Genomic DNA, 23,415 nt, shown 5'->3' on the forward strand with positions numbered 1-23,415 from the left:
GATGCATCAGCTCCGACCGGTACTCCTTGACCAGGTGGGCGCGCAAGGCCTCCGGGTCGTCGGCCTCGGCGATCCTCCTGCGGAAGATGAGGCGGGCGCCGTACGTGAAGATCACGTGCGGCGCCCGCGGCCGTGTTGCGCGGGTCGCGACGCTGGAACGCGGGGGCTACGCCGACTTGCGGCGCGTGTCGCGCGGATGAACGGCGATGTTCATCGCTCCGGACCGCAGCACCGCGAGACGTTCCTCGAGGACTTCCTCGAGTTCCTCACGGGTACGGCGCTCCATGAGCATGTCCCAGTGCGTACGGGCCGGCTTCGCCTTCTTCTCCTCCGGTCCGTCGCCGTCCACAAGGAGTGCCTGGGCCCCACAGACCTTGCACTCCCACTCCGGCGGGATCTCCGCCTCGACCGAGAAAGGCATCTCGAAACGATGCCCCTTCTCGCATGCGTACTCCACCGCCTGGCGCGGGGCCAGGTCGATGCCGCGGTCGGTCTCGTAGCTGGTCACCACGAGGCGCGTGCCGCGAAGAGCTCGCTCACTCATGAATCGTGCCTCCCGGGCTTGTCGCCCACAGGACAGGTGTCGCTGTCGTCGTCATCCGGCTCAACGTCCGGTCGGCGGTAAAGATTCCCGTTCCGCGCCAATGCGTCGCCGTCGTAGCCGCCCTTGTTGTACCCGCCATCGCCCGGTTTGTCACATCTGACAGAAGATGTCACTCGACGTCGCGGCGTCGTTGTCGCGCAGTAACGGTACGGCTGGCAGGCCAAACGCGTACACTACCGCCCCGCCATCCCCGCCGCCAAAAGCGTCAGAGCTTCTCCGGAACCGTGTTCCCCGCCTCGGCCACGGCACGCCGCACAGGGATACGAGCGAGGAGCAGGAATCCGAGCGCGAAGAAGACCACCAGGGAGATGATGGCGTCCCGGTAGCTGCCGGTGAGCTGGTAGGTCACCCCGAACACCAGCGGGCCCAGCCAGCTGGTGCCCCGGTCGCTGATCTCGTAGGCGGCGAAGTACTCGGCCTCCTTGCCCGGCGGGATCAGGTGGGAGAAGAGCGAGCGGGAGAGCGCCTGGCTGCCGCCCATCACCAGGCCGATCCCCGCCGCGAGCGCGAAGAACCAGACGGCGTCGCCGGACGGCATGAAGTAGGCGGTGCCCACCACCACGGTCCAGGCGGCCAGCGAGCCGAGGACGGTGCGCTTGGCGCCGTGCCGCCGGGCGATCCGCCCCAGCGCCAGCGCGCCGGCCACCGCCAGCACCTGCACCAGCAGCACCGCAGTGATCAGCGTGGACTGCTCCAGACCCAGCTCCTCGGAGCCGAAGATCGCCGCCTGGGAGATCACCGTCTGTATGCCGTCGTTGTAGACCAGGTAGGCGAGCAGGAACGCCAGGGTCAGCGGGTGGCGGCGCATGTCGCGCAGCGTCTCCAGCAGGCGCCGCGGCGCGGAGGCCGAGGCCCGTGCCTCGGCCTCCGGGACCGTGCGGTCGCGCAGGCGGCGCAGCGGGATCAGCGCGAAGACGCCCCACCACACGCCCGCCGAGGCGAGGCAGATGCGGACCGCGACCGACTCGGACAGGCCGAAGGAGTCGTGCATCGTGTAGAGCACCAGGTTGAGCACCAGCATCAGCGCGCCCGCCGCGTAGCCGAACGCCCAGCCCTTGGAGGAGACGGCGTCGCGCTCCTCGGGCGTGGAGATCTGGGGCAGGAAGGCGTTCGAGAGCATCGCCGCCACCGACTGGGAGGCGTTGGCGACGACCAGCAGGGCGCCGCCCAGCAGGTAGCGGTCGCCGTCCAGGAAGAACATGCCGGTGGTCGCCGCGGCGCCCAGGTAGGCGAAGACCGCGAGCAGCGGCTTCTTCCGCCCGGTGCGGTCCGCGACGGCGCTGACCAGCGGCATCAGCACCACGGCGACGATCACCGACAGGGAGACGGTGTAGGCGAAGAAGGAGCCCGCGCTCACGGGTATCCCCAGCGGGTGGACCAGGCCGTCCTCGCCGGCGGCGGCCTTGGTGACCGAGGTCAGGTACGGGCCGAGGAAGACGGTGAGCACACTGGTGGAGTAGACCGAGCACGCCCAGTCGTAGAAGTACCAGCCGCGCTGTTCACGTCGACGCCCGTCGGCCGTTCCGGCCGCCCCCGTCCCCGCAGTGATGGTGCCCACCCGATCCTCGCTTCGCGCCGTGGGAGCCGCGCGTGGTCAGGCCCAGACCCCCCGGTCCGTCATCACCGCGCGCAGCGTGTCGATGTGATCGGTCATGATGCCATCGACCCCCAGGTCCAGGAGCCTGTGCATCCGCACCGAATCGTTGACCGTCCAGACGTGGACCCGCAGGCCGCGGGCGTGGGCGGTGCGGACGAAGCGGCGGTCCACCACGGGGAAGCCCGCCCGGGAGACCGGGACCTGCGCGGCGAGCGCCGTGGCCCGCGGCCCGAGGGGCAGACCCCAGGAGCGCAGCCGGAGCGCGAGGACGCCCGCGACGCCGTACGAGGTGGCCAGGCGCGGGCCCGCCAGCCGCTGGGCGCGCGCCACCCGGGACTCGGAGAACGAGCCGACGCACACCCGGTCCCAGGCCTTCGCCCGCTCCAGCAGGTCCAGCAGCGGCAGCAGCGCCCCCTCCTCCTTGACGTCCACGTTCCAGCGGCAGTCGGGGAAGGTCTCCAGCAGTTCGGAGAAGAGCGGCACCGGCTCACGGCCCGCCACCCGCGCCTGCCGGACCTCGCTCCACGGCAGCTCGGCGATCCGGCCGGTGCCGTCGGTGACGCGGTCCAGGGTGTCGTCGTGGAAGGCGACCAGGACGCCGTCGGCCGTGACGTGGACGTCCGTCTCCATGTACCGGTAGCCGGCCTCGGCGGCGCGGCGGAACTGGAAGGCCGTGTTCTCCAGGCCGTCGGCGTCCCCGCCGCGGTGGGCGAAGGGGATGGGACCGGGGTGGTCCAGGTAGGGGTGGCGGGTGCGGGTCGTCGTCACGGACGCAGTATGGCGTCCCGCGGCTCCGGTGCCTCGACGGGGGCGGCCGCCCGCCCCACGACCCGGGAGGACCGGGCGCCGGGCGTGAAGAGGCGGAGGAAGAACTGGACCAGCGGGCCGATCGCCAGCGCGTAGAGCAGCGTCCCCACGCCCACGGTGCCGCCCAGCAGGAACCCGGTCACCACGACGACGACCTCGATCGCGGTGCGCATCAGGCGGATCGAGCGGCCGGTGCGGGCGTGCAGCCCCGTCATCAGGCCATCCCGCGGACCGGGGCCGAAACCGGCCGCTATGTAGAGGCCCGAGGCGGCGCCGTTGAGCACCAGGCCGGTGAGCAGCAGGAACCAGCGCGCGGACAGCGCCCCGGTCTCGGGCACCAGGTACAGGGTGGCGTCCATCGTGAGGCCCACGACGAAGACGTTGGAGACGGTGCCCAGGCCGGGGCGCTGGCGCAGCGGTATCCAGAGCAGCAGGACCAGGGCCCCGATCAGGATGGAGACGACGCCGACGGTCAGGCCGGTCAGCTCCGACACACCCTGGTTGAGGACCCCCCACGGTTCGAGACCTAGTTCCGCGCGCAGCAGCAGCGCGGTGCTGACCCCGAAGAGAGCGAGGCCGAGAAAGAGCTGGACGAGGCGTCGGGCGAGCAAGAGGACCCCCTGTGGTGACGGTGGACCGACCCGTGTCACTCTGTGGCTTGCGTCGTACGGCCCGACAGGGCCAATTCGGGGAAGGTGGACTGGACCGATGCAACGGTGGACCTCTGTGGTGGGAGCCGCCCAGCTCGCCCGGCAGCTCGCCTCGCAGCAGCAGGAGCGGCCCGCCCGGCCGGGACAGCGCCGGCCGCCCGCCTACCGGGCGCTCGCCGACGGCATCCGGCTGCTGGTTCTGGAGGGGCGGGTGCCCGTCGCCGCCCGGCTGCCCGCGGAGCGGGAGCTGGCCCTGGCGCTGTCGGTCAGCCGGACCACCGTGGCCGCCGCCTACGAGGCCCTGCGCGGCGAGGGCTTCCTGGAGTCACGGCGCGGCGCGGGCAGCTGGACCGCCGTCCCGCCGGGCAACGCGCTGCCCGCCCGCGGCCTCGAGCCGCTCCCGCCGGAGTCCCTCGGCAGCCTGATCGACCTGGGCACCGCCGCGCTGAACGCACCCGAACCCTGGCTCACCCGCGCGGTCCAGGGAGCCCTCGGCGAACTGCCGCCCTACGCCAGCACCCACGGCGACTACCCGGCCGGGCTGCCCGCCCTGCGCGCCACCATCGCCGCGCGGTACACCCGGCTCGGCGTGCCCACCATGCCGGAACAGATCATGGTGACCACCGGGGCCATGGGGGCCATCGACGCCATCTGCCACCTCTTCGCGGGACGCGGCGAGCGGGTCGCCGTCGAGTCGCCCAGCTACGCCAACATCCTGCAGCTCATCCGCGAGGCCGGGGCCCGCCTGGTGCCGGTCGCCATGGGGGAGGGTGTGTCGGGCTGGGAGATGGACCGCTGGCGCCAGGTGCTGCGCGAGTCCGCGCCCCGGCTCGCCTACGTGGTCGCCGACTTCCACAACCCGACGGGCGCCCTGGCCGACGAGGACCGCCGGCGTCTCCTGGTCGACGCCGCCCGGGCGGCGGGCACGGTGGTGGTCGCCGACGAGACCATGCGGGAACTGCCGCTGGACGACGTCGACATGCCGCGGCCGATGTCCGCCTTCGACCCGGCCGGCTCCTCCGTGATCACGGTGGGTTCCGCGAGCAAGGCGTTCTGGGCCGGGATGCGGATCGGCTGGGTGCGTGCCGCGCCCGAGATCGTCCGCTCCCTGGTCGCCGCCCGCGCCTACGCCGACCTGGGCACACCGGTGCTGGAGCAGCTGGCGGTGGCCTGGCTGATGGACACGGGGGAGTGGGACGACGCCGTCGCCTGGCGGCGCGCCCAGGCCCTGGAGAACCGGGACGCCCTGGTGGCGGCGGTCCGGCGGGAGCTGCCCTCCTGGGAGTTCACGGTGCCGGCCGGCGGCCTCACCCTCTGGGTCCGCACGGGCGGGCTGTCCGGGTCGCGGATCGCCGTGGCCGGTGAGCGGGTCGGCGTCAGGGTGCCCTCCGGTCCGCGTTTCGGGGTGGACGGGGCGTTCGAGGGCTACGTCCGGCTGCCCTTCACCGTGGGCGGCGCGCTGGCCGAGGAGGCGGCCTCCCGGCTGGCCGCCGCGGCCCGTCTGGTCGAAACCGGCGCCCCCCTCGGCCCGGAACCGCCCCGCACCTTCGTCGCCTGACCGCGTCCCGGGCGTGCGGCCCCGGGGCGCGGGCGGGAGCCCGCGGGGCCGCCGGGGCGCCCCGGTCCGAGCGGGGTCAGAGTTCGGCGCGGGCCGGGGTCGCGGGTTCCGTCACCTCCGCCGGGATGCCGGGCTCGTCCAGGGACCTGGGGTCCTTCACGATGTCCACCGCGGGCACGCCCGCGACCTCCGGAGGCTCCGCCACCTCGTTCACGCCGTCGTCGGCGGGAGCGGTCGACGCCGTGGTCGACGCCGTGGTCGACGCCGTGGTCGACGCCGCGGTCGCCGACGCGGCCGGCGTGCCCGCCGCGCGGGGCGGCAGCAGCTCCAGGACGGCGCCGCGGTGGGTCTCCTCGGCCGTCTCGTCGTACGGGTCGGGCGTCGCCGGCACCTGCAGCCGCAGCACCGGCCCCGCGCCCAGCCGCGCGTAGCCCCGGCCGGGCGGCACCAGCGTCGGCGGCGTCGTCCGGGGCGCCGCGCCCAGCACCGCGGTCAGCTGCGCCACCGACGCGGGACCGAGCAGCACCCGCGCCCTGGTGTGCTGCCGGACCGCCTCGCTCAGGGCCTCCGCGCTTTCCAGGTGCTCCGCCACGACCACCGTCACATGGGCCGCCCGCCCGTGCCGCAGCGGCACCTGGAGCAGCGCCTGGGGATCGCCCCCGCCCTCCGCCGCCGCCAGGTGGCCCAGCGCGGCCGGACGGTCCACCACGATCCACAGCGGCCGTCGGGTGTCCTCCGGCACCGGGAGTCCGGACTGCCGGGCCCGGTTGGCCGCGATCAACCGCCGTTCCGTCTCCCGCGCGGCCCACTCGAGCGAGGCGCGCGCTCCCGCCGGGGAGCACTCCACCGCGACCACCCCGTTGCGCCCGGTCAGGCAGGCGTACTCCCCGGCGGCGCCGCCGTCCACGATCAGCACGTCCCCGTGGCGCAGCGCCTGCAGCGCCACGCACCGCAGCAGCGTCGACGTGCCGGTGCCCGGGGAGCCCAGGACCAGCAGGTGCGGCTCGGTGGAGCGGGCGCCGGTGCGCCAGACCACCGGAGGCACGTCCCGCCCCTCCTCGCCCTCGCCCAGCGGGAGCGTGCGCGGGACCTCGGTGGAGTCCGTGAAACCGAGGACGGTCTCGCCCGGTGCCGTGACGAACGACTGCGCCGTGATGTCCTCGGGGAGCGGGGGCAGCACCTCCAGGGTGAGCCGGTTCGCCTCCTCGTCCCAGACGAAGCGGTACTCGCGGCCCCGGCCGGCCTTGGCGTGCAGCAACTGCTCGACCCGGGCGCGGGACTCGGCCTGGCCGTCGGTGAAGTAGGCGGGATAGCGCAGCACCAGCCGGGAGACCCGGCCGGTGTCGTCGAACTCGTGCGCCTCGAAGGGCCCCTGCCAGTCCCCGCCGTGCGCGTAGAGGGGCGCGGGGTCCTCGGCAGCGGAGAAGTAGGGGACCAGTGCCTCGTAGAGCGTGCGGAGGCGCTCGGCCTGCTCCTCGTCCGGAGCCCCCGCCGGCCGCCGTGCCGAGCCGTCACGACCCGTCCACGCGGCCGCCGCCATCAGCGCGGCGGCCGCCGTGACGGGCCCGTAGGGCGTCAGCACGACCACCAGGAGCACGGACGCCACCAGGAACAGCAGCGGACCGCGCCGGTCCTTCGGCGTGCCCGACCACTTCCGCCGGGCCCCGGCGGCCAGGCGTCCCAGCCCGCGGGCCACCGTGATCAGCGGATGCAGGACGTCCGTGGCGCCGGCGGCCGCCGTCCGGGCCACCTCCCGCCCGCGGACGATGCTTCCGCCGCCGTTGCGCAGGATGTGGGGGAGGGGACGCCGGGCCACGTGAGGTCTCCTGAATGCCGTGCTGCGGGGTGGTTGCGGGTGGGAAGGCGGCCGGATCCGCCGACGGTCAGAACTTCAGTCCGCCCAGGAGGCTCGCCAGGCTCTCGCCGCCGGCCTTGATGCTCGGCGCGATGGCCGTGCTGGACAGGTAGAAGCCGAAGAGGACCGAGACGACGGCGTGCGAGGCCTTGAGGCCGTCCTTCCTGAAGAACAGGAAGACGATGATGCCGAAGAGCACGACGCCGGAGATGGACAGGATCATGGGGATCTCCTGGTGTTCGGGTGGGGACAGTCACCACGAGTTGTTCCAGGATCACAGCATGTATCCATACGACAAAAGGTGCAACTGGGTGATTCCCCGCTCATTTCCGCCACTTGGTCGAGGTGTCGTGGCGGATTCGGGGTGCCCGGTGGCGTACGGCCGGTGCCGCGCCGGGGCGGGTGGACGCCGACGATCCTCACCGTCCGCGCCCCGGGGGCAGGGCAGCCGTCTCCGGCATGTCGTCGATTCACTCGTACGGTGGAGCGTGTGATCCGGTGCGCGCGCCCCTCGCCGGGCCGTCCCCGGCCGTCCCCGGCCGGACCCCGGTCCGGCGGTTCACCCGCACGCCGTAGGCTCTGCGGAGTCCGGTCACCCGGACGCCCGCCCCGGGCCGGAACCGGTCACGGACGGCGGAGCCGGGCCCGGGCCGCCCGCGCGAGGCCGGCGGGCAGCGGAGAGAAGCAGAAGGCGGTGCACGGGACCACCGCACGAGGAGAGAGGCGGACCGGGCGATGAGTGAAGCCCCCGACCCCGAGGTCGTCGAACTCGCGACGAGGATCTTCGCGATGGCGCGCAAGGGCGAGACCGAGGAGCTCACCGCGTACCTCGACGCGGGCGTGCCGGCCGACCTCACCAACGACCGCGGCGACTGCCTGGTGATGCTCGCCGCCTACCACGGCCACGCGGACACCGTCCGCGCCCTGCTGGCCCGCGGCGCCCAGGTGGACCGGGTGAACGACCGCGGCCAGACGGCGCTGGCGGGCGCCGTCTTCAAGGGGGAGACGGACGTGGTCAGGGCCCTGCTGGAGGGCGGCGCCGACCCCGCCGCCGGGACGCCCTCGGCCGTCGACACGGCCCGCATGTTCGGGCGTGCCGAGGTGCTCGAACTCTTCGGCTGCCTCTGACCGTTGACCGTTCCCGCCCCGCTGACCTCGGACGACGCCCGCCCGTCCGCCGGGCGGGCGCGGGGGGACGCTCCGGACGGCGGTGCCGAAATCCGGTCGCCAGGCGACGAACCCGCGCGTCATGATGGCGGGGTGATTTACGGACGCGACGGTTGGGCAGGAGTTGCCGAACCGCGTGGCCCGTGACCGGTCCGCGAGGACCACCGACGAGAGGCAGAGGAAAATGGTCTACCACGAGCAGAAAACGGCGGGAGCCCGGACGTGTTGTCGCGGCCAGGTGCAGTGATCTCCCGGTTGCGTCGACGCTTGATGTGAGGCTGTTTCCCATGTTCGATCCGGTCATAGCGCCCAGTGGCACCCTGCTCGGCCTGCTCCAGAGGGGCCGAGGCGACGGGACCCTGCACGCGCTCACCGCCCCCCGCGCCGAGGCCCTCGCGGCCCTCGACCGGTGTGTGCTCAACGACCCGCGCCACGACTGGCAGCTGGAGAACCGCTCCCTGTATTACGCCCGGCTCTGTCTCGACCTCGACGGAGGCCTGGAGGCGATCGAGGACCACCTGCTCGGACCCGCCGACGTCCTCGACACCGACGAGCACCGGACCGGGCTCGCCCTGTCCGTCCTCGGCCACCTCGCCTCCTACGGCCGCCGCGACGCCCTCGAGCTGCTGCGCCGCTACGCCGCCCAGGGCTCCAACTGGGCGTGGGCCCTCGACGAACTCGCCCTGCGCGACGACGACGCCGGGCTGCGCTCCCTCGCCGAACCGGTCCTGGCCCGCTTCCCGGCCGACCCGGAGGGCGACGCCGAACTGGCCGCCGTGGTGCGCGACGCCTTCGAACCCCGGCCCTGGCGGCTGTGGGCCGACGACCCGCGCCCCGCCGTCCGCGACCGGATCCGCGCCGCCCGGGAGGCCGCCAGCTTCGACCGCTGGCAACGACAACTCGACACCACCGGTCCGAGGCCCTCCTGGAGCGTCCGCGCGATCCTCGAATGGGCCCAGCAGGGCACCGAGCGAGGCGTCCAGCTCCAGGCCCCCGCCGCCCGCTGCCTGCTCGCCGTGGCAGGCCCCGAGGACCGCTCCGAACTGGTCGAGGCCGCCAGGTCCGGCCCCGACGGCGCCCGCTGCGCCGCCCTGCGGCACCTCGCCGACACCGGCGACCCGCAGGCCCTCGACCTGATCGAGGCCGCCGTCGCCGACGGCACCACCACCGTCCAGGACGCCGCCGTGGACTCCTTCGAGCGGATGCGTTCCGCCCAGGCCGTCGACGCGGCCCGTACCTGGTCGCACCGGCCCGACCCGCTCGGCGCGGCGGCCGGACGGGTCCTCGCGCTGCGCGGCGAGGCCCGCGACGGCGCGCTGGTGCTCGCCGCGCTGCGCGCCGCGGTGCGGACCGAGGGGCCGGACGCGCCGACCCTGTGGACCCTGGTCGACGGCGCCGGACGCCTCGGCATCGCCTGCGCCGCGCCGGTCCTGCGCCACGTCTACCGCGAGACGGCCTCCTCCTCCCTGCGCGGGAGGGCCGCCCGAGCGCTGGCGGCGACCGATCCCTCCTTCGCGGCGGGGTTCGCGGTGGAGTGCCTGTGGGACTGCGAGGAGACCACGCGGGAACTGGCCGCGCGGGTCGCCGAGACGGGGGACGCGCGGGTCGCCGAACGCCTCCGCCGCCTGGCCGCCGACCCCGCCGAGGAGGACGACGTCCAGCTCGCCGTGCGCACGCGCATCGCCACGGACAAGTCCGCCGCCTGACCCACGCCCCCGCCCGTGCCCCCGGTGGCACGGGCGGGGGCGGTTACTCCGGCGGTTACTCCGGTGCTTTTTTGCGGCGGTCTTCCCAGCGGTCTTTCCGGCCGCTCCTTCGGTGGCCCCGGCTCCTCCGGTGCCTCCGGCTCCTCCGGCTCCTCCGGTGGTGGCACTGCCGCGGCGGGCCCGCGGGACCCCTCCGGAGCCGCCCGCACGAACGCGCGCCCGTCACCGCGCCGCGCAAGCGCCCCACGCGCCCGGCGGACGGTCGTCACGGGACGTTCCGCCCCCGGACACACCCCCGTCGACCCCCGCACCCCCGCGCCGACGACAACACTCGTATGCGTGTCGTCATCGTCACCGAGTCGTATCCCCCGGATCTCAACGGCGTAGCCCACTGCGCCCACCAGACCGCCCGGCCCCTGGCCGCCCGCGGTCACAGCCCCCTCGTCGTCGCCCCGGCCGCCGGTCCCACCGCCCCGGAGGCCGACCGGCTCGCGCCCTGCCCGGTCGTCCGCGTCCCCTCCGTTCCACCCCCGGCCCCACCGCTTGCGCCGTCCCGGTGACGCCCGTCGCATAAGCGCCGTTTCGACCGGTGTCACCCCGAGGACCTACTCTGTGCACCGTGACTTCGCCCGTGACGACCCCCGTCGAACTGCCCCGCCCCGGTTCCGCGCTGCCGCGCCTCGCCGTGGGCCCGGCGGCCGACGAAGGGCTGGCCCGGCGCCTGCGCGCGCTCGCCTGCACCGCCCCGCTGCACGACCTGGACGCGCGCAAGGTCAACCTCTCGGGCGAGTTCTCGGTGTACGGCATGGCCGAGGTGGCCCTCGCCGCCATCGACCTGGTCACCCTCACCATGGACTTCGACACCGGCGCCGACCACGAGCAGATCGTCGCCCGGCTGATCCCCCGCGTCGCCGCCCAGGCCCCCACCCGCCCCGCCACCGAGCACGAACGGGTGGCCCGCTGGGTGCTGGAGAGCCTGATCAACGTCGGCAGCGTGGACCGCGGCTTCCGCGCCGTCTACGGCACCTTCACCGCCGACGGCCTCTACGTCCGCCGCGACTACGACTTCAAGCTGATCGAGGAGGTTCCCGGCCCCGGCGGCGGCGTGTACCTGCGCACCACCGACGAGGCGGTCAACGTCCTGGTCGGCGCCCTCGACACCGACGTGACCAGCGCCCAGATCGCGGCCGAGGTGAAGCTGGAGGTCCTCATCAACCGCGGTCGCCTCGCCGACGCCCAGCTCGCCGCCGAACAGGCCCGCTACCGCACCGTCCAGTACTCCGAGACGCTGCGCCGCGCCCTGGAGGCCACCAGGCGCAACGTCCGCGCGGTGGACTGGCTGAACACCGTGCCGGACATGATCGCCGAGGCCCTCGACCACGTCGCGGACCGCTACCGGCACGAGAACGCCATCCTCACCAACATCCGCAAGGCCCGCGACGAGACCGAGGACCCCGGGCACAAGCGCCGCGCCGCGGAGCTGGTGGACATCGTCAAGGACTGCATCCGCCGCCACACCCAGCTCCAGTCCCGGCTGCTGGAGGCCGGCCCGCTGTTCCGCGCCGAGCAGGACCGCCAGGCCTTCGCCACCCCCGCCCGCGCCGCCGGCACCGACCTCTACGGGCAGCTCCTCGCGCCCGTGCTGCCGCTGCCCGTGGAGCGGTCCATCCGGGTCACCGACGCGTTCTTCGCGCACGGCGTCGGCCTGCGAACCCCCGGCTCGGTCCGCATGGGGGACCTGGTCGACCTGCTGCTCACCCCGCCGGCCGAGCGGGAGCACCTGGGCGCCGAGATGCCCGAGCCGGACCTGATCGCCACCCCGGACGACAGCCGGTTCAGCGAGGAACAACTCGCCGCCGCCACCGAGCTGCTGGACCTGCCGCACGACGCACCCCGCCGCCTGTCCGGCCTGCTCGCCGAGGCCCGGCACCAGGATCCCGACCTGCCCTACCTGGTCGCCCTGCTCGCCGTCCACGCCGCCAGCCCGCCCGTGGGCACCGCCTACCGGCAGGGCGAGCCGCGCCTGCTGTTCGCGGTCGACGACGGAACCGAACTCGACGACCCCGAGTTCGGCGGCGCCGACCTGATAGTGGGCACCGCCCTGCTGGACGCGGCGGGCATGGCGGCCGACCGGCGCGACACGGCCTGAACCGACACCGACGCCCACGCCGACGCGACGTCCACGCCGACGCCGCACCCGCCTCCCCCGCAACCGCCCGCACTTCCCCCGCGTACGACGTGCCCGACCCCATCGAGGAGCACCAGCAGTGACCGAGTCCGCCGAGTGGAGCGACCCCACGGCGCCCGCCCCGCAGGGCGCCGCCGCGGGCACGCCCGCCGTGTCACCCGCGGACGCCTCCGACGCCGCCCGCCTCGTCGCCTTCGGCCTCCAGCCCAAGCTGCAGCCGGCCCGCGACCAGGAGTACGCCGACCTGCTGCGCCGCTACCGCGAGGACCCGCCGTTCGCCCGTCTCGCCGACGCCGTCGCCACCGGACTGGGCCTGATCGTGCTGGAGGTGTCCCCGCGCGCGGGGATGGCGGTGACCGCCGCCGAGGGCTCCGTCTTCGCGGTCCGCATGGGCGACTACGCGCGCCGCGCCTCCTCCGACACCGCCGACCGGTTCCTGCACGGCCTGGCCCACCTCGCGGTCGCCGCCCTCGCCTTCCCCCGCCCGGAGGACCTCGCCGACGACGGCTACATCGGGCGGGTGACCGTCAACGGCGTCGACGCCTTCGTCCGCCAGGCCTGCCGCCGCCTCGAGGAACGCGCCGAGGAACAGGGCGAGAACACCGACCCGGTCAGCGACGCCCCCGGGCTCGAGGCCGCCTGGCGCGTCTGGTCCCGGCGCAGCGCCACGGGCGCCACCAAGGACTCCCGCCGCCTGTCCGGGTCCACCACCGGCATCGTCGCCAAGGCCGTCGCCTTCCTCGCCGACTCCGGCTTCCTCCAGCGCACCGGCGACGAGGGCGGCGGCACCTACCGCACCACGGCCCGCTACCAGCTCCAGGTGCGCGACATGGCGAGCAGCGCGGCCATGAGCGAACTGCTGGAACTGGGCGTGGTCCCGGTCACCGACGGCACGGCCACCCTGCTGCCCCCCGACGACACCGAGGACCTCGACCTGGTCGCCGACGCGGGACTGCCGTTCCACTCCTGACCACCGACCGCTCCCGACCGCTCCCGACCGCCCGCAGCCCCGCCCCCCACCGCCTGTACGCCGCACGCCGCACAGAAGACTGACGAGAGCCTCCATGTACGAGCTGTCCCGGATCCGCCTCTACTCCATCGGACCGGCCGGCGCACGGTACGCCGACACCGTCCTGGACCTTCGGGGCGTGGGCGAGCCCGTACCCGACCCGGCGCCCGCCCAGGCGGAGTTCTTCCAGGAGGAGCCCTCCGGGCCGCCCCGCCGCCCCGCCCCGGCCGGCGTGCTCTTCCTGGAGAACGGCGGCGGCAAGTCCGTCCTGCTGAAGCTGATCTTCTCGGTGATGCTGCCGGGCCACCGCAACACCCTCGGCGGCGCCAGCTCCGGCGTGCTGCGCAAGTTCCTGCTCGCCGAGGACTGCGGCCACGTCGCGCTGGAGTGGCAGCACACCCGCACCGGCGAACTGGTCGTCGTCGGCAAGGTCAGCGAGTGGCGCGGACGCCAGGTCTCCAGCGACCCGCGGAAGTTCGCGGAGGCCTGGTACTCCTTCCGGCCCGGCCCCGGCCTCAGCCTGGACAGCCTGCCGGTCGCCGAGTCCACCGCGATGCGACCCGCCGCCGAGGGCGCCTCCGGAGCACGCGGCCGCCGCCGCACCATGAAGGGCTTCCGCGACGCCGTCACCGAGGCGGGCAAGTTCTACCCGCACCTCGAGGTGCACTGGGAGGAGATCCACGAGCGCTGGACCGAACACCTCGGCGAACTCGGACTCGACCCCGAACTCTTCCGCTACCAGCGCGAGATGAACGCCGACGAGGGTGAGGCCGCCGGTCTCTTCGCGGTCAAGAAGGACTCCGACTTCACCGACCTGCTGCTGCGCGCGGTCACCGACACCCGTGACACCGACGGCCTGGCCGACCTGGTCGCCGGCTTCGGCAACAAGCTGGGTCGCCGTGCCGAACTGATCGCCGAGCGCGACTTCACCGCGGGCTCGCTGGAACTGCTCCAGCGCATCGTCGACGCCACCGACGCCCGCTCCCGCGCCCGCGAGATCCACACCGGCGCCGAACGGCGCACCCGCGCCCTCGCCCGGCGGCTCTCCGCCCGCGGCGGCCGCGAACGCGCCCGCGCCGCCGACCTGGCCCAGCAGGTCACCGCCGCGGCCCACACGGTCACCGAGGCGGAGGGCGCCCGCGCCCGCAGCGCCCTGATCGCCGCCGAACTCGCCTACCGGCACGCCTCGTTGGCGCTCGCGGCGGCCGAGAAGTCGGCCGCCGCGCAGAAGCGCGAACTGGCCGACGCCCGCACCCTGCACGCCGCCTGGCAGGCCACCGAGGCCGTGCTGCGCCACCGCGCCGCCGCCGACCGCTCCGCCCGCGTCGCCGCCGCCATCCGCGAGGCCGAACGCGACGCCGCCCCCGCGCTGGCCGCCCGCGCCCGGGCCGCCGCCGACCTGGTCCGCGCCCTGCAGGTGGAGGCCGAACGGGCCGAGAACCAGGCCAACGAGCAGGAGGAGCGGTCCGGCGCCCTCCAGGAACTCGGTGACACCGCCTACCGCGACGGAACGGCCGCCGCCACCGAGGCCCAGCGCGCCCGCAGCGAGGCCGGACACCTGCGCCAGCGGCTCGCCGAGGTCGAGCAGGAGACGGCCGAGGCGGTGGGCGCCGGATGGATCGACGGCGGCGCCCGCGAGGCGGACCCGGCGAAGGCCGCCCTGGCCGCCGGCGAGGCGGCGAGGAGCGCCCTCGCCGTCTTCGAGGAAGCCCGGGAGAGCGCCCGCCGCGCCGCCGAACGGGCCCGCGAGGCCGCCACCGCGGAGTCCCGCGCCGAGCTGACCGCCGCCCGCGCCGCCGACGCCGCCACCGCCGCGCGACGGTCCCACGAGGCCGAACGGCGCACCGCCGAAGCCCTCGCCGCCGAGGAGCGGCTGGCCGAACTGCTCAGCCTGCCCCCCGCGGCCCGGACGCACGGCACCACCGTCCCCGGCCAGCGCCAGGGCGGCACCGACACAGCTCACGGCGGCACGGCCGAGGACGGCACAGGTCCCGACGGCACGGGCGCGGGAGGGACGGGAGCGGACCCGGCGTCCACCACCGTCGCGACCGACGGCTCCCGCTCCGCGGGCTCCCCGGCACCCACGACCACGGCCGCGGTCGTCGGACGGCCGGGCACCGCCACGGCCGCGACGGCCGCGACGTCCACCGAGGCCACCGACGGCCGTCTCACGGCCGACCAGCTCGACCGCTTCGCCGACGACCTGCTCGGCATGCTCGACGACGCGGTCGCCTCCGCCGAACGCCAGCTCTTCGACCTGCGCACCGCCGCCGCCGACGACGCGCGGATCCTCGGCGCCCTCGGCGACGGCGGCCTGCTGCCGCCCGGCCCCGACGTGCTCGCCACCGTGGAGTTCCTCGGCGAACAGGGCATCCCGGCACTGCCCGGCTGGCGCTACCTCGCCCAGGCCGTCGACCCCGTCGACCACGCCCGCGTCCTGGCCGCCCGCCCGGAACTCGTCGACGGTGTGATCATCACCGACCCGGACTCCCACGCCCGCGCCCGTGAGGTGCTCGCCGAGGCCGCGCTGCTGCCCCGTTCCACGGTGGCCGTCGGCACCGCCGCCGCGCTCCTCGCGCCCACGCCCGACCCCGCGGCGGCCGACCAGGCCGTCTTCCTGGTCCCGCCGAACCCGGCGATGCACGACGAGCACGCCGCCGACGAGGAACGCCAGGCGCTGCGGGCGCGCGCCGCCCGCCGTGACGAGGACATCCGGGCGCTGGCCGGCCGACTCGCCAAGGACCGCGAACTCGCCGCCCGGCTCGCCTCCTGGCGCCGGGGCTGCCCCGCCGGACGGCTCGCCGAACTCGCGGACGCCGCCGACACGGCCGCCGCGTTCGCCGAGGAGGCCGAGGCCGAACTCGCCGGGGCGCGCTCCGCGCGGGCCGAGGCCGAGGAGGCCGCCGCCGAGACGGCCGGCATCCGGGACGAACGCCAGGACGCCGCCCAGCGCGCCCGCCGTGCCGCCGACGCCCTGGCCGGACTCGCCTCCCGCCTGCGGGACCGCGCCGGCTGGCAGACGCGGCTGAGGGAGCTCGCCGAGGAGGCCGCCGAGTCGGAGGCCCGCGCCCAGGCATGCCTGGACCGCGCCCGTGCCGCCGACGAGGACCGCCGCGCCGCCCAGCGGGCCGCCGACGACGCCCGCCGCACCGCCCGCGCCCTGCGCGCCGAGCGGGCCGAGATCGCGGGTGCGCCCGAGGACCCGGGCGAGGCCCCCGGCTCCGCGGACGACGCGCCCGCCGCCTCGCTGCCCGCCCTCCGCGAGGCCTACCGGGCCGCCTCCCAGCTCTACGAGAAGGTGGGTGTCGGCGCCGACCTGCGCGCCGAACAGGCCCGCGCCGAGAGCGACGAAAGCGCGGCCCGCGCCGAGCTCGACCGCCTCAGCAACAAGGTCCGCACCCGCGCCGACCAGATGCTCTCCTCCCCGGACGGCGCCGACGGCCCTTCCCGGCAGGCCGCCGCCGCCCGCGCCGAGGAACTCGTCCAGGTCCTCGAAACCCGGATGTCCCAGGCCAGCGAGCAGCTGGGCCGCCTGCGCGGCGACGCCGAACGGCTGGCGCCCGAGGACGGCGGGCACCACACCGACCTCCCCGAGGAGCTCGTCCCCCGCGACGCCGAGCACGCCCAGACGCTGCTGCGCACCGCGACCACCGAACTCACCGCCCACACCGAGGCGTTGCGAGAGGCCCGGGAGACCCACACGGCCCTCCTCGACGACCACCGCGCCGCCGAGGACGCCGCCTCGGGCTTCGACGAGACCGCCGCCCTGCTGCGGGACCTGCTCCGCGACCAGTCCGCCGAGGAGGACGCCGAGGAACCGGAGCCCTACCCGGGCGACCTCGCCGAGGCCCGCCGCGGCGCGGCCGAGGCCCGCCGGTCGCTGCGCGGCTGCGCCGCCGACCTGTCCGCCGCCGAGGCGGCCGTCCGCGAGGCCGGCGACATCCTCGTCCGGCACGCCAACTCCGTGCGCTACGAGCAGGTCCGCACCCCCGCCCGGCAGCAGATCCGTGAACTGCCCGCCGCCGCCCTGCCGGACCACGCCCGGGCCTGGGCCGAGGCGTTCGCCCCGCGGCTGCGCGTGCTCACCGACGAGCTCGAACAGCTCGAGCGCAACCGCGACTCGATCGTGGACCGGCTGCGCGGCCTGGTGGAGACCTCGCTGGCCACCCTGCGCTCGGCGCAGCGGCTGTCCCGCCTGCCCGAGGGCCTCGGCGAGTGGTCCGGCCAGGAGTTCCTGAGGATCCGCTTCGAGGAACCCGACCAGGCCACCCTCACCGAACGGCTCGGCGACGTCGTCGACGAAGCGACCCGGGCCGCGCTGCGGAAGAACTCGGACCTGCGCCGCGACGGGATGTCACTGCTGCTGCGCGGCGTGGCGGCCGCGCTGCACCCCAAGGGCGTCGCCGTGGAGATCCTCAAGCCGGACGCCGTGCTGCGCGCCGAGCGGGTCCCGGTCGGTCAGATGGGCGACGTGTTCTCCGGCGGGCAGCTGCTCACCGCGGCGATCGCGCTGTACTGCACCATGGCCGCCCTGCGCTCCAACGACCGGGGCCGCGACAAGCACCGGCACGCCGGCACCCTCTTCCTGGACAACCCCATCGGCCGCGCCAACGCCACCTACCTCCTGGAGCTCCAGCGGGCCGTGGCCGACGCGCTGGGCGTCCAGCTCCTGTACACGACGGGGCTGTTCGACACCACCGCGCTGGCCGAGTTCCCGCTGGTGATCAGGATGCGCAACGACGCGGACCTGCGGGCGGGCCTGAAGTACATCAGCGTCGAGGAGCACCTGCGCCCCGGTCTGCCCCAGCCGGTCGCGGAGGGGGAGACGGTGCACAGCGAGATCACCGCGACCCGCATGTTCCGCCGCACGCCGACCACCTGACGGAGCGCCGCCCCGCCGACTTCCTGACGGGGCGCCCCCCCCGAGCACCTGACGAGGCGCCCCCGCCGAGCACCCGCAGGCGGGGCTCCCGGGGCGGCCGTCACCGGTAACCCACGGCCGGACGTCCCCCGCCGGCGCCGCCCCGAGCGGCACTCACGGCACGCCCGTCCGGCACCGCCGAAGCTCCGTGGATCGCCCTGGCGGCGCAGAGTTCGAAGACCGCCGATGCGCCGCGGGCCGAGGCGGCGTCAGGTCGTCCTGGCCGCCTGCCCGCCGTGCCGGCGTATTCGCCGGAACTCCCGCTCCGCCGCCCGCTCCTGGCGCCGCGCAGCCCGCCGCTCCCGGCGGAGTTGGCGCGCGGTGCTGCTGGGCTCCGACACGACCCCGTACCGCTGGTTCCACACCTGGCGGGTCACCCATACGTCGAGCACCGCCCAGGTGGCCGCGACGATGCCCGCCACCGCGGTGATCACCGCGGGAAAGGCCGACCACGCCTTGGCCATGCTGAGCAGGAACGCGACGACCGCCAGCAGGACGGTGACGGCCACGATCAGACCCGCCCGCACCGCCGCCGTCCGCACCGGATCCGGCAGGCGCCTGCGCCGAGCGGGCACCTCGACCCACAACGGCCGCTCCTGCTCCTCCGGCCCGATCTCCCTGAACGTCTCCGCAGTGTCCGGCAACGCGGCACACCCCCTTTCGTCCGGACGCTGATACCCCCACATCGTGAGGACGATCGGCGCGACCACAGGATTCCCGAAACGGGAGACAAATCTCCCACAATCACCTGACTGTTACCCAGGACCAGTTGTCACAAGGATTTTCACGGTCCGTTCTCCTCTTCGACGGGTCCCCCGCAGTAGTAGGCTCGCGCCGTTTCGTTGACGCACTGGTGTACTCCCGGTACGGGCCGGGGGGTGGAGTGGGGGTGGCCATGGGCTTTCGCGGGACGTCCATCCGCAGGAAGATCGTGGCTCTGCTGATCGTGCCGCTGGTCTCGCTCACGGGTATCTGGGCCTTCACCAGTGTCCTCACCACCACCGAGGCCAACCGCATGTTCACGGTCGCCACGGCCGTCGAGGAGATCGGCTACCCGGTGGAGGAGGTGATCGTCACCCTGCAGGCCGAGCGCCGCCAGGCCCTCGTCCACCTCGCGAGCCCCGAGTCCTCCAACATCCACCTCGTCACCGACAGCTGGGGCCCCACCGACGACGCCATGGAAGAGGTCCGGGGGAACGCCGCCAAGGAGGAGGTCCGCGAGGCCCTCGGCCCCACCTCCAGCCGCCACCTCGACCAGGTCCTCGACACCTTCTGGGCCGTGGAGACCGCGCGCAGCGCCGTCGACCGGGGCGCCGCCGACCGCGTCAAGGCGTACGAGTCCTACAACAAGCTGATCGACGAGTGCTTCGAGCTCCTCACCGCGCTGCCCGCCGCGGACACCGTCGAACTCGACCAGCAGGCCAGGGCCGTGGTCAACCTGTTCCGGCTGCGGGAAATGATGGCGCGCGAGGACGCCCTGCTCGGTTCCGCCCTGCTGGCGGGCGGCCCCAGCGACAAGGAGGTCCTCCAGATCACCGACCTGACCGCCCAGCGCTCGATGCTCAAGGAGGTCAGCCTGCCGATGCTTCCGCAGACCGACCGCGCCCGGCACGAGAAGTACTGGGAGGGCGAGGCCGCCACCGCGCTCCGCAAGGCCGAACTCCGGGCCCGGGACGGCGACGGCCGGATGACCGCCAGGGCCTGGGACGACACCGCCGGAACCGCCCTCGCCGAGCTGCAGAAGCTCAACGACGAGACCGCCGACCGCTACCAGGACCGCGTCGGCCCCGTCGCGCGCAACATCATCCTCAAGGTCGTCGCCGGCGCGATCCTCGGCCTGCTCGCCGTCCTGGTCAGCGTCGTGGTGTCGGTCCGCATCGGCCGCGGCCTGGTCCGTGACCTGCGCGGGCTGAGCCGGGAGGCCCACGAGGCGTCCGACGTCCGGCTGCCCGGCGTCATGCGGCGGCTGTCCGGCGGGGAGAAGATCGACGTCGAGGCGGAGATCCCCGCCCGGGAGTTCCCCGAGAACGAGATGGGCGAGGTGGGCCGGGCCCTGAACTCCCTGCAGCGCGCCGCCGTCCAGGCCGCCGTCAAGCAGGCCGAGCTCCGCGCCGGCGTGGCCGAGGTCTTCGTCAACCTGGCCCGCCGCAGCCAGGTCCTGCTGCACCGCCAGCTCACCCTCCTCGACACCATGGAACGCCGGGCCGAGGACACCGACGAACTCGCCGACCTCTTCCGCCTGGACCACCTCACCACCCGCATGCGCCGCCACGCGGAGGGCCTCGTCATCCTCTCCGGCGCCGCGCCCGCGCGTCAGTGGCGCAAGCCGGTGCGCCTGATGGACGTGGTCCGCGCCGCGGCCGCCGAGGTGGAGGACTACGAGCGCGTCGAGGTACGCCGGCTGCCCCGGCTCTTCGTCAAGGGGCCCGCCGTCGCGGACCTCACCCACCTGCTGGCCGAACTCCTCGAGAACGCCACGGTGTTCTCCCCGCCGCACACCGCCGTGCAGGTCATCGGCGAGCGACTGCCGACCGGATTCGTCCTGCAGATCCACGACCGCGGCCTGGGCATGGCCGGTGACGCGCTCGCCGACGCCAACCGGCGCCTCGCCGAGACGCCGGACTTCGAACTCTCCGACACGGACCGGCTCGGCCTCTTCGTGGTCAGCCGGCTCGCCCGGCGCCAGCACGTCCGGGTCACCCTCCAGCCCTCGCCGTACGGCGGCACGACGGCCGTCGTGCTGCTGCCGGAGAGCCTGCTCACCGACGAAGGGCCGGAGACCGACGGCTCGGGCCTGCGGCTCGAGGGCGCCGCCCGGAAGCGGCTCTCCGAGGCCGAGCGCACCGGAGAGCTCGAACTCGTCGAACTCGGCCCGATCCAGGAGACGGCGGAGGCGCCGCTCGGCGGGGAGCTGCCCCGGCGCGGCGGAAGCCTGCCGACGCGCGGCGAGGCCGACGCCGAGCCCGCGACCGAGCACGCCGCCGTCCCCGACGAGGAGGGCCAGGGCGGGCCGGGCGGACCGGTGCGTCCGGAGGTCGAGCCGCCCCGTACGCCCGGCGGCCTGCCCCGACGGGTCCGCCAGGCCAACCTCGCTCCGCAGCTCAAGGAACCGCCGGCCGAGGCCGCGGGGCAGCGGGCGCGATCGCGGGCCCAGGCGCCCGACACCCGCGACGCGGACGAGGTCCGCGACCGGATGTCCTCGCTCCAGAACGGCTGGCGGCGGGGACGCGCGGAGAACGACTCCGCGGAGACCGAGGCCGGCCGGGACGCCGGCCCGGGATCCGCGTACCGGGAGGCGCCCGGGGGAGTGCCGACCGAACCCGTAGCAGCAGCAACGACGAAGGTGGATGATCGATGACAGCCGCACACCCGTTCGAGGCGGGCAAGGGCTCGGGGGGACTCAACTGGCTGCTGGACGACCTCGTGGAACGCGTCACCAGCATCCGCAAGGCGGTGGTGCTGTCCGGTGACGGCCTGGCCACGGGGGTCTCCAAGGAACTGACCCGCGAGGACGGCGAGCACCTGGCCGCGGTGGCCTCCGGGTTCCACAGCCTGGCCAAGGGCGTGGGACGCCACTTCGAGGCGGGCGCGGTCCGGCAGACCGTGGTGGAACTCGAGGAGGCGTTCCTCTTCGTCACCGCGGCCGGTGACGGCAGCTGCCTGGCCGTGCTCGCCGACGCCGACGCCGACATCGGCCAGGTCGCCTACGAGATGACCCTCCTGGTGCGGAAGGTCGGTTCGCACCTGAGCACCGCCCCCCGCGACGAGACAGTCGCCGGAGGGTAGGGACCGGGCATGAAGGCAGACGGTCCCGCCGACGGGAACTCCACCCAGTGGTTCGACGACGACGCAGGTCCGGTCGTCCGCCCGTACGCCATGACCCGGGGCCGTACGGCGGCGGCGTCCTGCGAGCGGCTGCCGCTGACCGCCATGGTCACCACGCAGCCGGTGAACGAGCAGGACACGGACCCCGAGGTCGTCGCCGCGCTCGTCCCCGAACACCTGACGGTGCTCGGCCTGTGCCGCGACGAGGCCTGCTCCGTGGCCGATCTGGCCTCCGACCTCGACCTCCCGGTCGGGGTCGTACGGGTGCTGCTCTCGGACCTGCTGGACAACGGCCTGATCCGCGTCCAGCCACCGGTCCGCCTGGTCGAGGCCGTCGACGCGACGGTGCTGCGCGACGTGATCGCCGGCCTGCGCGCCCTGTAGCGGCCGGCGGTGAACCGAACGCGGCCCGTACCCCCGCCGACTGGGGTACGGGCCGCGCCGTGCCCGGCACGAGTACCGGGCGTGGCGCACTTGTTCCCGCTCCTCCCGAAGTCATGCCTCAAAACTCGGCAAGATTTTCCGAACCGGGTCCGAACGGCGTCCGAACCGGGTCCGAACGGCGTCCGAACCGGGGTCCCGGCCGGTCAGGGGCCCCTGGTTTCCAGGGCGATCCCTTCCCCCCGACGCCCGCGCCCTGATAGACGGAGGGACCATGAACAGACTCCCCGTCATCGCCCGTACCGTGGCCACCTCCGCCGCCGCCCTGCTCACCGTCACCGCGGGCGCGGCCACCGCGCAGGCCGCCCCGGAACCGCACGCGCCGGACGACTTCGTCGCCCTGGGCGCCGTGGACCCCACGATCATCCAGGAGATCCGCTACTTCACCGCGCACAACTTCGTGGGCGAGCGCATCGACGGCTACCAGCAGCCCGTCTGCATCCTCACCCGCCCCGCCGCCGAGGCCCTGAGCCGGGCCCAGACCCGCCTGCGCGCCCAGGGCTACGGCCTGAAGGTGTACGACTGCTACCGCCCGCAGCGCGCCGTCGACCACTTCGTCCGCTGGGCCAAGGACCCCGAGGACACGGCGATGAAGGCCGAGTTCTACCCCAACCTCGACAAGTCCCGCCTCTTCCCGGACGGTTACATCGCCGAGCGGTCCGGCCACAGCCGCGGCTCCACGGTGGACCTGACGGTGGTGAAGCTGCCGGCCAAGCCCGACAAGCCGTGGGTGCCCAGCCGCCCCCTGGTGCCCTGCTTCGCACCCGAGGAGCAGCGCTTCCCCGACAACTCGCTGGACATGGGCACCGGTTACGACTGCTTCGACACCCTCTCCCACACCCTCGACCCGCGCGTCCAGGGCGAGCAGCGCGCCAACCGGCTGCTGCTGAAGGACACCCTGGAGGACCTCGGCTTCGTCAACTACGCCGACGAGTGGTGGCACTACACCTACAAGCCGGAGCTCTACCCGGACACCTACTTCGACTTCCCGGTCTCCAAGGCGTCCCTGACCCCCGCGCGCTGAACCCGCCCGGCCGCCGGGCCCGTCCGGCCACATCGGGACGCCCCCGCCCGCGCAGGGCGCGGA

Annotated in this window: 17 protein-coding genes and 1 pseudogene; 11 read left to right on the plus strand and 7 right to left on the minus strand. The window is 74.5% G+C overall.

What is annotated here, in order from left to right:
- Positions 1-166: 166 nt before the first annotated feature.
- The 4 genes from ABZ836_RS29315 to ABZ836_RS29330 form a co-directional block, all read right to left on the minus strand.
- Positions 167-544 carry an RNA polymerase-binding protein RbpA gene (locus ABZ836_RS29315; RefSeq protein ID WP_108957122.1) on the minus strand — a complete coding sequence of 126 codons (378 nt, stop codon included), beginning with the start codon at positions 542-544 and terminating at the stop codon, positions 167-169.
- A 265-nt stretch (positions 545-809) separates the two neighbouring features.
- Positions 810-2,162, minus strand: coding sequence for an MFS transporter (locus ABZ836_RS29320; RefSeq protein WP_361147213.1), 1,353 nt, complete (start codon positions 2,160-2,162; stop codon positions 810-812).
- 36 nt (positions 2,163-2,198) lie between these two features.
- Positions 2,199-2,969 carry a glycerophosphodiester phosphodiesterase gene (locus tag ABZ836_RS29325; RefSeq protein ID WP_361147216.1) on the minus strand — a complete coding sequence of 257 codons (771 nt, stop codon included), beginning with the start codon at positions 2,967-2,969 and terminating at the stop codon, positions 2,199-2,201.
- On the minus strand, positions 2,966-3,619 hold the full coding sequence (locus tag ABZ836_RS29330; protein WP_361147219.1) for a hypothetical protein: 654 nt from the start codon (positions 3,617-3,619) through the stop codon (positions 2,966-2,968). The genes ABZ836_RS29325 and ABZ836_RS29330 overlap by 4 nt, the downstream gene beginning before the upstream one ends.
- A 97-nt stretch (positions 3,620-3,716) precedes the next feature.
- Here ABZ836_RS29330 and ABZ836_RS29335 point away from each other — a divergent pair, with 97 nt between their 5' ends.
- On the plus strand, positions 3,717-5,216 hold the full coding sequence (locus ABZ836_RS29335; RefSeq protein WP_361147222.1) for a PLP-dependent aminotransferase family protein: 1,500 nt from the start codon (positions 3,717-3,719) through the stop codon (positions 5,214-5,216).
- A gap of 76 nt (positions 5,217-5,292) precedes the next feature.
- On the opposite strand, the gene ABZ836_RS29340 is transcribed toward ABZ836_RS29335, so the two are convergent.
- Together ABZ836_RS29340 and ABZ836_RS29345 are read right to left on the minus strand one after the other, a co-directional pair.
- Positions 5,293-7,032 (minus strand): hypothetical protein, encoded by a 1,740-nt coding sequence (locus ABZ836_RS29340; RefSeq protein WP_361147225.1) that lies wholly within the window; start codon positions 7,030-7,032, stop codon positions 5,293-5,295.
- Between the two features lie 67 nt (positions 7,033-7,099).
- Entirely contained in the window at positions 7,100-7,294 is a 195-nt protein-coding gene (locus tag ABZ836_RS29345) for a hypothetical protein (protein WP_166023891.1), read from the minus strand.
- Between the two features lie 512 nt (positions 7,295-7,806).
- Between ABZ836_RS29345 and ABZ836_RS29350 the strand changes: the two genes are divergently transcribed.
- The 6 genes and pseudogenes from ABZ836_RS29350 (at position 7,807) to ABZ836_RS29375 (ending at position 18,023) form a co-directional block, all read left to right on the plus strand.
- On the plus strand, positions 7,807-8,199 hold the full coding sequence (locus ABZ836_RS29350; RefSeq protein WP_361147228.1) for an ankyrin repeat domain-containing protein: 393 nt from the start codon (positions 7,807-7,809) through the stop codon (positions 8,197-8,199).
- 326 nt (positions 8,200-8,525) lie between these two features.
- Positions 8,526-9,944, plus strand: a complete 1,419-nt coding sequence (locus ABZ836_RS29355; RefSeq protein WP_361147231.1) for a HEAT repeat domain-containing protein — start codon at positions 8,526-8,528, stop codon at positions 9,942-9,944.
- A 335-nt stretch (positions 9,945-10,279) separates the two neighbouring features.
- Positions 10,280-10,477, plus strand: a pseudogene (locus tag ABZ836_RS29360) (glycosyltransferase family 1 protein); the annotation flags it as partial.
- 86 nt (positions 10,478-10,563) lie between these two features.
- Positions 10,564-12,093, plus strand: a complete 1,530-nt coding sequence (locus ABZ836_RS29365; RefSeq protein ID WP_361147234.1) for a hypothetical protein — start codon at positions 10,564-10,566, stop codon at positions 12,091-12,093.
- Between the two features lie 118 nt (positions 12,094-12,211).
- A complete protein-coding gene (locus ABZ836_RS29370) occupies positions 12,212-13,102 on the plus strand; it encodes a hypothetical protein (protein ID WP_356134127.1) in 891 nt (296 codons plus the stop codon).
- Between the two features lie 94 nt (positions 13,103-13,196).
- On the plus strand, positions 13,197-18,023 hold the full coding sequence (locus tag ABZ836_RS29375; protein ID WP_361147237.1) for a hypothetical protein: 4,827 nt from the start codon (positions 13,197-13,199) through the stop codon (positions 18,021-18,023).
- 248 nt (positions 18,024-18,271) lie between these two features.
- On the opposite strand, the gene ABZ836_RS29380 is transcribed toward ABZ836_RS29375, so the two are convergent.
- On the minus strand, positions 18,272-18,706 hold the full coding sequence (locus ABZ836_RS29380) for a hypothetical protein (protein ID WP_356134131.1): 435 nt from the start codon (positions 18,704-18,706) through the stop codon (positions 18,272-18,274).
- Positions 18,707-18,957: 251 nt separating this feature from the next.
- Here ABZ836_RS29380 and ABZ836_RS29385 point away from each other — a divergent pair, with 251 nt between their 5' ends.
- The 4 genes from ABZ836_RS29385 to ABZ836_RS29400 all read left to right on the plus strand — a co-directional run bounded on the left by ABZ836_RS29385 (position 18,958) and on the right by ABZ836_RS29400 (position 23,352).
- Entirely contained in the window at positions 18,958-21,420 is a 2,463-nt protein-coding gene (locus tag ABZ836_RS29385) for a nitrate- and nitrite sensing domain-containing protein (RefSeq protein WP_361147240.1), read from the plus strand.
- Positions 21,417-21,848, plus strand: a complete 432-nt coding sequence (locus ABZ836_RS29390; RefSeq protein ID WP_356134134.1) for a roadblock/LC7 domain-containing protein — start codon at positions 21,417-21,419, stop codon at positions 21,846-21,848. The genes ABZ836_RS29385 and ABZ836_RS29390 overlap by 4 nt, the downstream gene beginning before the upstream one ends.
- Before the next feature lie 9 nt (positions 21,849-21,857).
- A complete protein-coding gene (locus tag ABZ836_RS29395; protein ID WP_356134136.1) occupies positions 21,858-22,271 on the plus strand; it encodes a DUF742 domain-containing protein in 414 nt (137 codons plus the stop codon).
- A gap of 271 nt (positions 22,272-22,542) precedes the next feature.
- Positions 22,543-23,352 carry a M15 family metallopeptidase gene (locus ABZ836_RS29400; RefSeq protein WP_356134138.1) on the plus strand — a complete coding sequence of 270 codons (810 nt, stop codon included), beginning with the start codon at positions 22,543-22,545 and terminating at the stop codon, positions 23,350-23,352.
- The last annotated feature ends 63 nt before the right edge of the window (positions 23,353-23,415 follow it).

Source organism: Streptomyces sp. NPDC047130 (genome assembly GCF_040643475.1).
Lineage (GTDB): Bacteria > Actinomycetota > Actinomycetes > Streptomycetales > Streptomycetaceae > Streptomyces.